The 12,387-nt window shown below is 36.0% G+C and carries 9 protein-coding genes; 6 read left to right on the forward strand and 3 right to left on the reverse strand.

Features of this window, described 5'->3' with window-relative positions:
- Positions 1–6: 6 nt before the first annotated feature.
- Positions 7–1,545 carry an SGNH/GDSL hydrolase family protein gene (locus tag LO744_RS00365; protein WP_230666265.1) on the reverse strand — a complete coding sequence of 513 codons (1,539 nt, stop codon included), beginning with the start codon at positions 1,543–1,545 and terminating at the stop codon, positions 7–9.
- Positions 1,546–1,554: 9 nt separating this feature from the next.
- The gene (locus LO744_RS00370) at positions 1,555–2,793 is read right to left on the reverse strand and encodes an OmpP1/FadL family transporter (protein WP_230666267.1); all 1,239 of its coding nucleotides are present in this window, start codon (positions 2,791–2,793) and stop codon (positions 1,555–1,557) included.
- A 277-nt stretch (positions 2,794–3,070) separates the two neighbouring features.
- Between LO744_RS00370 and LO744_RS00375 the strand changes: the two genes are divergently transcribed.
- The 6 genes from LO744_RS00375 to LO744_RS20400 all read left to right on the forward strand — a co-directional run bounded on the left by LO744_RS00375 (position 3,071) and on the right by LO744_RS20400 (position 11,737).
- Positions 3,071–4,507, forward strand: a complete 1,437-nt coding sequence (locus tag LO744_RS00375) for a PSP1 domain-containing protein (RefSeq protein WP_230666269.1) — start codon at positions 3,071–3,073, stop codon at positions 4,505–4,507.
- Positions 4,500–4,961, forward strand: a complete 462-nt coding sequence (locus LO744_RS00380) for a gliding motility lipoprotein GldH (protein WP_230666271.1) — start codon at positions 4,500–4,502, stop codon at positions 4,959–4,961. Before LO744_RS00375 ends, LO744_RS00380 begins: the two co-directional genes overlap by 8 nt.
- Before the next feature lie 6 nt (positions 4,962–4,967).
- The gene (locus LO744_RS00385; protein ID WP_230666272.1) at positions 4,968–7,349 is read left to right on the forward strand and encodes a penicillin-binding protein 1A; all 2,382 of its coding nucleotides are present in this window, start codon (positions 4,968–4,970) and stop codon (positions 7,347–7,349) included.
- Between the two features lie 76 nt (positions 7,350–7,425).
- Entirely contained in the window at positions 7,426–8,967 is a 1,542-nt protein-coding gene (locus LO744_RS00390) for a protein adenylyltransferase SelO (RefSeq protein ID WP_230666274.1), read from the forward strand.
- A gap of 70 nt (positions 8,968–9,037) precedes the next feature.
- On the forward strand, positions 9,038–10,384 hold the full coding sequence (locus LO744_RS00395) for a T9SS type A sorting domain-containing protein (RefSeq protein ID WP_230666276.1): 1,347 nt from the start codon (positions 9,038–9,040) through the stop codon (positions 10,382–10,384).
- Positions 10,385–10,462: 78 nt separating this feature from the next.
- Entirely contained in the window at positions 10,463–11,737 is a 1,275-nt protein-coding gene (locus tag LO744_RS20400; protein ID WP_230666278.1) for a DUF6080 domain-containing protein, read from the forward strand.
- A 55-nt stretch (positions 11,738–11,792) separates the two neighbouring features.
- Here the strand turns inward: LO744_RS20400 and LO744_RS00405 are convergent, their stop codons facing one another.
- Positions 11,793–12,329, reverse strand: coding sequence for an SPOR domain-containing protein (locus LO744_RS00405; protein ID WP_230666280.1), 537 nt, complete (start codon positions 12,327–12,329; stop codon positions 11,793–11,795).
- Positions 12,330–12,387: the final 58 nt, after the last annotated feature.

Raw genomic sequence — 12,387 nt, forward strand, 5'->3', positions numbered from 1 at the left:
TCCCGATTAAGGAAATTTAACGCCTGAATATTTATTAGGATCTACCTGTGGTAAATTCGATTTATAGGTCGTATTTATTGATTTAATAAATTCATTTGCAATAATCGCATACCCTCTACCTGTAAGGTGAACTCCGTCTAAAGAGAAGGCTCCTCCTGTAACAAACTTAGCAGTATATCTCACACCATCCCAAGAAACTCCTGATTGAGATCCAAGCTCATTCATTTTCTTGTTTGCATCAACAAAAGCATATCCTTTTGAAGCTGCAGCCGCTTTAATTGTTACGTTATAAGCATCGATAGCAGTGTTAATTTCTGTAATTTCAGAAGGAATCAAAATATATTTATCTGCAAATGGATAAGAAACTCCTCTTGCCGAAAGAGCGGCTAACGCAGTAGGCTCTGTTTTACCAATTTCAGATTTAGTTGTTAAAGGAACCAAATCTCCTGCTTTTGCCTGTCTTGCCTGCCCATAAGTATTTCCTAAATAAGTAGCCAAAGCAACCAACTGAGCATTTCCTGAAGCCGCAGCGGCAGCAGTAATTTGAGCTTTCAGATCCGGCAAACTTTCATCCTTAATAAGCAATGGGTTTGCAGCAGTTTTAGAAAGAGGCTTAATTCTATCTCCTGCTCCAAATGCCGTTAATATCTGATTTAATGGCCCGTACAAGTTAGCATTCAAATTATCAATATTAGCTTCTCCAGCAGCTACATTTCCACCTCCCAAAACAGCAGAAGTAAGAGGGTTTGTAGGAATTGTTGTTAACGAAGGAATAGATGTTACACTAGGAATATTTGCCACTACTCCTTTAGCATTAGTTGTAGCAATATCAGAAATTAGTAAATTATAATATTGAGTAAACTGAGCTGGAGGTGTTAAAGGTTCTACAGAACTATCACCACCTGCTAGAGCGTACAATAAAGCATCATTATTACCAATCCATAAAGAAAAGAAGGTAGGCTTCTGAGCTTTAAAGTCTGCAATAACAGAAGTTGTTGGGCTTGATGCAAATCTCACAAAATAAGGATTCGCTGTTTTTGCTAACACTCCCGCAACGTTTCCATAGCCAGGAGCTAATAAATGCGAAACTCTCGCTCCCGGAACTCCCATGTTATTGAAAGGTCCTGTCAAAACAGTATTGGTTAGAGTTGTAGCAACGTTATTATTAGCATTTTTTATGTCTGGAGCTCCCGCAATAAAGCTGTCAATATATAGCTTTGTACTCGCAATCTGCACATTTGGGCCAACATTCAGAAGAAGACCTCCATTATTATCACCCATTAAAGGTTGCTTAAAATCTCCACCACCTACAAGTTTCATTTGCTGAGCCATCATTGAAGGGTAAGATTCATTTTGACCATCAATATAAAGAGCACCATCTCTATAACCTGAGGTTAATGAGTTTCCTAAAGATACATACTTAGAAAAATCAGCTTCACCTTTGGTTACAACGATGTCTTTTACGTCAGTATCAAAATCTGTATTACAACTTACTGTAAAAAGAAGTGCCGAAACAGCTATTGTAGATATTATTATTTTTTTCATAATTTAAAATTAAAAAGCATTATAAGATAAACCTAGACCAAAATAGAATGCTTTAGCCTTTGCCTGACCATAAAAACCTAAGTAATTATTTTTCACATCTCTGCTTTGTGGCATTGCATAACCACCCGCAACGTCAACTCCGAATTTTTTAAGTTTAAAACCTACACCACCTGTTAAAACAAAAGAGTCAAAAGAAGGGGTTTCCGGAATGAAGTTATCATCAGAATAAGGAGACTCATCATAATAAGCACCTAAACGACCATAAATCATATTGGTAAATGCATATTGAGTTCCCAATCTTACCGTTTTTGAATTTTTAAAATTCTTTGGAGCCACCAATATCGTTGGATCTGCCTGGTTTCCAATAGGAGCGTTAGCAAAATCTAAAGTTAACTGACTGTATCTCTCCCAACCATGATAGTTGAAATCTGCAGAGATTAACCACTTTGGAGTTACCTTATACGTTAAACCAATTGTATATTCTTCTACAAGCGGTAAAGTTGCTGTGAAACGATCTTGCCCAGCTCCGTTTAACCCTAAAAGTGCATTCACAGTATTCTGTGCAGGAGCAACAAAAGTAGCCGTTCCTTTTTTAGCTTTCATATCAACCGGCGAACGGTATGCAATGCTCACATCAAGTTTGGGATCAGGCCTAAAATAGAAACCAAAACCAAAACCGTGACCACTTGCTTTCTCGTCTTTAATATTAACTGTTCCTCCAAATTGAGTAACCGCTTTATCCCAGTTTACAGATCCTCTTGCGTAGATATAGCTAGCTCCGAATGATACCCAGTCAGCCATTTTCACAGAAACCATAGGTTGGAAATAAAAACTTTTCAACTCAAGCTTCTGTACCATCTCTCTTCCTTCCCAATCGTAAGGATATTGAATGGTACTTCCAAAAGGAGTAGAAAAACTAAACCCAATCGATAATTTATCAATCGGCTTATAAGCTATCGCCGCATAAATTGGTGTACCCAACGGATTATCGGTCTCTGTACTCTTTAAAGTATTTAAATTCTGAAAAGTAACTTTATTACTTGCTCCAAAACCTCCCGCAACAATACTTAGTTTAGAAGGAATGAATGACATACCTGCTGGGTTAAAGAATGCAACACTCGCATCTTCAGCATGGGCACTGGTGTGCGCCATTGCCAATTGCTTTACCCCTTGCAAAGAAACTCTAAAGCCTCCCGCATAAGATAAAACACCAGCCAATAAAGCAGTTGATATTAATATTTTTTTCATAGACTATTATTATATAACCCAAATATAAAATTATTTTGAATACACCTGTTAATAAATCCCAATATTTTAAACTAACAAGTAAAAGAAAACTATGTTTAAAATAATAGTTCAGACATAAAACAGAATAACATACTCAATAACACATATTTAAATTTAAAATTATCACACAACATCAATCATGTTTAATATTAAACATTTTCAAAAATTAATATTTAGTACATTTGGAATTGTATAAAGATAAAAATCAATAAATTTGCAAGATTAAACAAATTATAATATGAGTTGTGGATGTAAAACATCTGGCGATTCTGCACATTCTTGCGGAACAAAATCTGCGAATGGCTGTGAAAGTGTAAATACCTGCGGTAATAGTTATAAATTAAGTGTTTTCGATTGGCTTTCTAACGTACAAAACCCTGCATCAAACAGGTGTGATTTTGTAGAAGTTAGATTTAAAAACGATAGAAAATCATTTTATAAAAATGTAAATAATATTCCTTTACATATAGGTAGCGTTGTAACAGTAGAATCTAGTCCGGGACACGATGTGGGCGTAGTAAGCCTTACGGGAGAATTAGTGAAAATTCAGATGAAGAAAAAAAGAGCTTCTGAAGAAAACCCACTTAAAATATATAGACAAGCCAACCAAAAAGACATTGAAGTTTGGCAGGAAGCTCGAAAAAAAGAGGAAAATGTAAAAATTGAAGCCCGAAAAATATCTCACAGAATTGGTCTTGAAATGAAGATTACTGATGTGGAATATCAAGGTGATTCTTCTAAAGTAACCTTCTATTACACTGCTGATAACAGGGTGGATTTTAGAATGTTGATTAAAGAATTTGCAGGAGCTTTCCGCACAAAAATCGATATGAAACAAATCGGCTTCAGACAAGAGGCTGCAAAAGTAGGCGGAATAGGATCTTGCGGAAGAGAATTGTGTTGCTCAACTTGGTTAACAGATTTCAGATCAGTAAACACCAATGTTGCAAGATATCAGCAATTGAGCATCAACCCTCAAAAGCTGGCAGGACAGTGTGGTAAGCTTAAATGTTGTCTAAACTATGAACTAGACAGTTATCTTGATGCATTAAGCCACTTCCCTTCTTCTTCAACAATGATTGATACCGAAAAAGGACGAGCGTTTTGTATAAAAATTGATGTTTTCAAAAAGAAAATGTGGTTTGCCTATGTAGACAGCTCAATGGCATGGTATGATTTCGACGTTGATTTGGTGAAAAAAATGATTTCGCAAAATAAAAGAGGCGAAAGAACGTTACCTCTCGAAGATTTAAAACAGCCTGAAATTTCTGTTAAAACAGTAGATTTAATTCAGGAAAATAGTGTGGATCGTTTTGAGAAAAAGAACAGAGGTTCCAACAAAAACAGGAATCAAGGTCCCAATCAAAACAGGCCAAACAATAACAATCAGGGACCTAGAAAACCTAGACCTGAAAACAATAACGAAAGACCTGAGAGAAACGATAAAGAAGAGAGACCAGAAAGACAGGAACGTCAACCACGCCCTGAAAAACAGGTGAGACCTAATCAAAATAACAATCAAAGGCCTCAAAAACCACAGCAACAGAGACCACCAATAGAAAAGGCGGAAAATGTAAATGCTGTAAATAATAATGCTGAGGCGAAACCTCAGAATCAACCACCCAAAAAGAAGTTTAAAAAGAAGTTTCCTCCAAAAAAAGATAATAATGCATAAAATTTCAGGGCTTTTTCTCCTTATTTTTTTGGTAAGCTGCAATGCTACCGGAGAAGATGTTATCATGAATAATATTGATAATAAATGGAATAAGAAGACCGAACAAAAATTTAATCTTGAAATTTCGGATCCGCAAAATCCTAAAAATCTTATATTTGTTGTAAGAAACAATAACGAGTACCCTTACAGCAATATAAGATTCATTGTTAATCTTACCAATCCGAAAACCAAAGCCAAGCAAGTTGATACGCTGAATTATATTTTGGCAAAACCAAACGGTGAATGGCTTGGAACAGGATTTGGAGAAACGAAGGAAACTTTATTTCAGTATAAACTCAATTACAAATTCCCGGATAAAGGTAATTATGAAGTTTCCGTTGCTCAGGCGATGAGAAATGACAACCTTCCAGGAATTGAAGACTTAGGTATAAAAGTAGAAACGGCTAAACCGTAATTATACATGGAAGAAAACAAACAAAATAAAGGAAGCAGGGGAAAAACATTCCCCCTTCCTCCTAAAAAAAATGCTAAAAACTCAGCTTGGAAAAGATGGGTTAAATTTATTTGGATTGGGTTCCTTGCAGTGGTTTTAGGTATTTCAGGACTTTTCTTTGCCGTTTCCCAAGGTTTTCTTGGTGAAATGCCTGATGTAAAAGAACTTGAAAATCCTGACATCTATGTAGCATCACAAATTTACTCTTCAGACGGAGTTCTTTTAGGAAAATTTGAGAAAGAAAAAACTCAGCCTATTCAATACAAAGACTTGCCTCCTTATTTAATATATGCACTTCAAGCAAAAGAAGATGAGCGTTTTAAGGAACATTCGGGTATTGACTTAAAATCAATTTTGAGAGCCGTGAGATATGGTGGAGACCGAGGTGGAGGTTCTACAATTACGCAACAGTTGGCGAAACTTTTATTCACAAAAGAGCCTTCAAAAAACCCTGTAAAAAGAGCTGTTCAAAAGCTTAAAGAATGGGTGGTTGCGGTAAGCTTAGAAAAGAGATACACCAAAGAGGAAATCATCACTTTGTATTTTAACAAGTTTGATTTCACTTACAACGCAAACGGAATTGAGATGGCGTCTAAAATTTATTTTAATAAATCTACATCGCAATTAACACTTCCGGAAGCTGCTGTATTTGTATCAATGCTTGAAGCGCCGATTGCAAATAATCCTTTAAGAAATCCTGAGCGAGCAAAAAGAAGAAGAGATGTTGTATTAGACCAAATGCTTGAAACAGGGTATGTAGATAAAGCAACTCACGATAAAGCAGTTGAAACTCCTATAACGACAGACTACCGTCCGATAAAAAATATTACCGATGATTATTCTGCGTACTATAAGTTTTATTTAAAAAAGGAAATCGATGCTTATCTTAAAGATTACGAAAAAGAAACAGGAAAACCTTTAAACCTTTTCAAAGACGGTTTAAAAATATATGTTACGCTAGATTCTAAAATGCAAAAATACGCTGAAGAATCTATCAGAGAACATTTAACTGATCTTCAGAAAAGATTTGATGCAGAGCAGAGAGGTAGAAAAAACAGACCTTTCTACTATCTTAATGACCAACAAGTAAATAAAATAATGATGCAGGCTGTAAAAAGAACTGGTCGTTATAAACAATTGAGCAGTGCCGGAGTTTCTGAAGATTCTATTATGATGGAATTCCACAAGCCTGTAAAAATGTCTAGATTTACGTGGGCTGGTGAAGAAGAAGTAGAAATGAGCCCATGGGATTCTATCAGATGGCACAAACAAATTGCACAGGCGGGCTTAATGTCTATGGTTCCGGGAACTGGCGAGATTAAAGCTTGGGTTGGAGGAATCGATTGGCAACATTTCCAATATGATCACATCAAACAAGGAAAAAGACAGGTAGGATCTACCTTTAAGCCATTTGTTTATGCAACTGCTATTATGAAATTAGGCTTAACCCCTTGTTCTACCATTTCGAATGCTACTTTCACGAAAGGAAGTTACAGTGTTCCGGGAAGAGGAGGAATGTTAACCCTGAAAGATGCTTTAGCTCACTCTCAAAACCCTGTTGCATTGAGATTGGCTGAAATGACAGGAACTCAAAGCGTCATTCAAACAGCAAGAGATTTAGGAGTAACTGAAGAAATTTCTACAAGCCTACCAATGGCTTTAGGAACATCAGATATTACGATTTACGAAATGCTTGGAGCATACAGTACATTTGCCAATTACGGAAACTATAACAAACCAGAAATGATCTGGAGAATTGAAGACGTCAACGGAAGAGTGATAAAAGAAGTAATCTCAGAACCTAAAGAAGTAATGAATCCTAATTATGCCTATACCATGATTGAATTGATGAAAGGTGTAGCACAATATGGTACTGCTTCAGGAGAATTGGGAAGACGAGGAGTCTCTAAAGACATTGAAATTGCTGCAAAAACAGGAACCACTCAGAATAACTCAGACGGTTGGTTTATGGGGATTACTCCAAAATTAGCAACCGGAGCTTGGGTTGGCTGGGAAGATCGAGCAACTCACTTCTTAGGAACAGGTGAAGGTCAGGGAGCAAAAATGGCATTGCCAATCTGGGCAATATTTATGAAAAAAGTATGGGCTGATAAAAGTTTAAAAATATCACCTGACGATAAATTTGTAAAACCGCTTGATTGGAAAGACGGCTGCAGCAACCTTCAGGGGCTTGGTGGAGGATACGGTGACGATGGAGGATTACAAACCATTGATGACCTGAAAAATCCACGTCCCGCAGATAATGGACAAAAAAATAACCCTGGTAAAAAAGAAGAAAATGTGAATGAACATCTGAACACCAGTGAAGATGTAGATTTTAACAAATAAACTTATTTATCATAATCATAAGCCCTTTCAATAATTGAAAGGGCTTTTTTATTTCTTCTTTTAATATCTTTGAACTATGAATATCGACAAGATTACCCAGCCTTTTACAGAGATTTTCCCAGGAGATTTCTCAGGAAACACCATCCAAAGAAATACTCCAAAAGTTCTTTTTTCAACGGTTGAACCCGTTGGTTTTGAAAATCCTGAAACGATTATTTTTAACGAAAAGCTTTCAGAAGAAATAGGATTGGGAAAATTTGATGAAAAAGATTCTCAATTTTTAGCAGCCACCCAGTTACCCGAAAACATAAAAACCTACGCTACCGCTTATGCAGGACATCAGTTCGGAAACTGGGCAGGTCAACTAGGCGACGGTCGCGCCATACTTGCTGGTGAAATTACAAATGAAGCAGGGCAAAAAAATGAAATTCAATGGAAAGGAGCCGGTGCAACACCCTATTCCCGCCACGCAGACGGAAGAGCGGTTTTAAGGTCTTCCGTTCGTGAATATCTTATGAGTGAAGCCATGTATCATTTGGGAGTTCCTACAACCCGAGCTTTAAGCTTAAGCTTAACTGGCGAAAATGTAGTCCGTGATATGATGTACAGCGGAAATCCTCAAGAAGAAAAAGGGGCAGTCATGGTAAGAACTGCAGAAAGCTTTCTCCGCTTTGGTCATTTTGAATTGATATCGACACAAAAGGAAATCAATACACTTATTGACCTTACTGATTTTACGATTGAAAATTATTTTAAAAATATCACCGCTGAAGGCGAACAGAAATATAAAGATTTTTTCAGCGAGGTTTGTACAAGAACTGCCGATTTGATGGTTGAATGGTTTAGAGTAGGCTTTGTACATGGCGTAATGAATACTGATAATATGTCAATTTTAGGTTTAACGATTGATTACGGCCCTTTTTCGATGATGGACGAGTACAATCTCAATTTCACACCCAACACCACAGATTTACCGGGAAGAAGATATGCTTTCGGAAAACAAGGACAAATCTCACAATGGAATCTTTGGCAACTCGCCAACGCTCTTTTCCCATTGATAAAAGATGAAAAATTTTTAGAAGAAACGCTAAATGCTTACGGCAATTATTTTTGGGAAGCCCATGATAAGATGTTGTGTAGAAAATTTGGTTTTGATGAGCTCAAAAAAGAAGACCAAGAATTTTTCACTGACTGGCAAGGCATCATGCACGAGCTTCAATTCGATTATACTTTATTTTTTAATCTTTTAGAAAAACTCGAAAGCATTTCAGATGTAAAAATAGATTTTCAGAAAACCTCTTATACTTTCCTAGATGATGCTAAACTAAAAAAGCTTGAAGATTTTCTAGAAAGTTATCGCCTTCGATTAAAAACCAATACAATTCCAAAAGAAGAATCTTTAGATTTAATGAAAAAATCAAACCCCAAATTCCTTCTCAGAAACTATCTTCTTTTTGAATGTATTGAAGAAATAAACCATGGTAAAACTGAAATATTAGAAAAACTAACAAAAGCTTTAGAAAATCCTTATGAAGAGATTTTCCCAGAGTTTTCAGTAAAAAGACCTGCGAATTATGATGATATTTCCGGATGCTCCATGCTTTCTTGCAGTTCTTAAGGTAATTTATTAAAACTTTCACACCCACATGTAATTATATTTACTAAATTAGCAAAAAAAAATAATTTTCATGAAAAAAGTTTTACTTACTGCTTTTGCACTAATAGTTAGTTCATCAGCATTTTCACAGTATTGGTCTACCCAAAACACAACATTTACAAACCCATCAAGAGGTATTTCAGGTATGGAAGTGTTTGATGCAAATACAGTTTGGGCTTTTGCCTATGATGGACAAACTAGTGATAATATTCAAGAGTTTACAAAAACATCTAATGGGGGTACCACTTGGACCTCAGGAACAATAGATGTTGGAAATCCTGATTTAACAATTACCAATATTTCTGGAGTGAGCGGCACAACTGCCTGGTTAGGAGCATTATTCTCTACAGATACTGATGGGTTAGGCGCAGTCTACAAAACCGTAAATGGTGGTGTAACTTGGACTGCACAACAAGCATTCTCAACATCTGGAGAGTCATATTTGAATTTCGTCCATGCTTTTGATGCCAATAATGCCATTGCCGGAGGAGATCCACAAGGCGGTGAATATGAGCTTTACACAACCTCTAATGGTGGTACTAGCTGGACAAGAGTTCCCGCTGCAAGTGTCCCTAATCCTACCGCTAATGAGTACGGTTACAATGCCGGATATTATGCAGTAGGTAATAATATTTTCTTTTATACTGGTAAAGGAAGAATTTATAAATCAACAGATAAAGGCTTAACTTGGAGTATTGCATTTACAGGCTCTACATACGGACTTTCAGACTTTGGAGGCGCAACCATAAATGGGGATATGGCTTGGAGTGATGCAAATAAAGGCATTGTTTTAAAAAAAACATATAATACAGCCACCCCACCTGTACAAACGGCTTTAGCAATATACAGAACAATAGATGGAGGAGCTACTTGGTCTACTGTAACATTTACAGGAATTACAGCGACAAACAGCATCAACGATATAACCTATGTTCCTGGAACTGACATTTTAGTAGCAACAAGCTCCGCAGGAGGATCTTGGAAAAGCTTAGACAATGGCTCTACTTGGGCAGCTCTAGATTCTGGAGTACAACATTTAGGCGTTAGATGTTCTGACGCTAACACTTGTTATTCGGGCGGATTTAATACATCTGCAACCGTAGGAGGGATGTTTAAGTCATCTCAAAGTTTAGGTGTTGCTGATGCTAAAAAAGGAATCAGTGCTTTATCTATTTATCCTAACCCAACAAAAGGAGAAATCAACATCAAAACTGATAAAAAAATAAAATCTTCTACAGTGCTTGACCTTTCAGGAAAAGTTCTATTACAAACAAGTTCTGAAAAAGTAAATATCAACTCTTTCACAAAAGGAACATACCTACTTAAGGTTGAGTTTGCTGACGGAACAAGCAAAACAGAGAAAATCATTAAAGATTAATTAATATTCTTTTTAATATTTTTAAACCCATCTTTTCAGGTGGGTTTTTTATTTTATTTTTGCAATAAATTATACCGGGTGTCATTTAAGTCAAAATTTATCAACTTTTTTAAAATCATATTTCCTTCTTCGTACACAGAATGGGGCATATTTATTTTCTTCCTCATCGCTTATGGCATATTCGGCACCTATCTTGCCCAGCATTACCGTATTATTTTTGATGCAAGAATTCCTTGGGACGGGTATTTCAGCTTCGACAACAAAGCCATCGTAATGAGCGGCGGAAGCTTCGAAAGACATCCTTTATCTTATTATTTTTTCAACTGGATTCGTGAGCTTGCTATTTATATTTCGGATGGAAAAACGGGCAGTAATTTCAGGTTAACATTAGCATGGCTGAGTAATATTACCATCAGTTTAAGCTTAATACAGATTTATAAATATTTAAAAAATATCATACAACTTCCGACAGGAATCAACCTATTGATTGTCGTTTTTTTCAGTGCTTTTTCAACCAATATTTTATTATCATTCACTCCAGAAACTTATACTTACACTCTCTTTTTACTGGTTTTATTTAACTATTACACCGCAATAAAATTTAAAAAAGACAAAAAAATCGCAGGTTCAGCCTTAGTTTTAGCAGGAGTTACAATTGGAGGATTAACGGTGACCAATATTGTAAAAGTTTTTATCCCGATTGCATTTGAAAAAGACCTTTTTAAAAGCTGGAAAAAATTCGGAAATGCCGTTTTCAGAGTTTCGCTTACCTGCGTAGCTTTTATCTTGCTTTATCTTTACAGAATCGATTTCAAATACACCAATATTCTCTCAAAATCAGGAGAGCAATACGAGAAATTTTCTAATGTAAAATCTACTCCTATTTGGGACATGATTTACTCTTACTTTTTTGGGGGATCTATCCTCTTACCAAGCTTTTTTATCCGCGAAAAACACAATATGAAAGGTTTTTATTACAAAGCTCTTTTTATGGATGTTTACACGTCAATCATCCCGTATTTGTTCATCGGATTGCTTGTATGGCTTATTATATGGAGTTATTTTAGAAATTTCAAGAATAAATTAGTGCAAATCATCATGCTTTCTTTGCTGGTAGACGTACTGATACACTGTGTTTTAAGGTTTGGCCTGCACACTTCATACATTTATGGAGGGCACTTTGTTTTCGTTTTCCCGATTATGCTGGGTTGGCTGTTTTATTCTTACAGAAAATCACCAAAAACAATTTCATTTCTCACCTCAATAATCGGAGTAATGCTGGTTTACTTACTCCTCAACAATTACATGAGAATGTGGGAATTCTTTGATTTTGTGAATCAATTTTACAGATAAAAAAAAGGCTGAGAATATAGTTTCTCAGCCTTTAATTTTTTATTAAAATAAACCTTTATTTTGCCTCTGCACAGAAAACTCTGTACTGAATTGGCGTTGCAGATTTGAAGTATTCTTTTATTTTAGCTAAATCACTCGCAGCACTTTGTTTTGAGAAATAACTTCCTGCCAAAATCTTATAATTTGGTCTTAAAGAAGCGTCTGTTTCAACTTTTAGGTTGGGAAATCTTTTTCTGAAATAAGCTTTAATCTCATTGGCTTCGTCATTACTTTTCACGGTTGTAATCTGAATTTTAAAACCTAAAATTCTAGGATTTTTTCTACAAATTTCAGCATTTGTCAATTCACGACTGGGAACGAATATTTTCGTAGGCTTTGCGGGAGCATCATCATCAATACCAGAAGGCCCTTTTACCACCGCGGTTTTCGCACAACGATCTTCAATTGCAGCTAAAGCATCGCTTACACGAGAATCCATGGTAATAGTAAGCTCAGTTCCAGACAATGTATCTTTCTTTACAACCTGCTGGGCTTCAACCGTATAAAATCCCATTAAAGAAAGTAGCGAAAATATTTTGATGAATTTTTTCATTTAAACTTGTTTCCGCAAAGTTATAATAATTTGAAAATACAGCAAACAGAGTTATTTA

The organism is Chryseobacterium turcicum (genome assembly GCF_021010565.1).
In the GTDB taxonomy this organism is placed as follows: Bacteria; Bacteroidota; Bacteroidia; order Flavobacteriales; family Weeksellaceae; genus Chryseobacterium; species Chryseobacterium turcicum.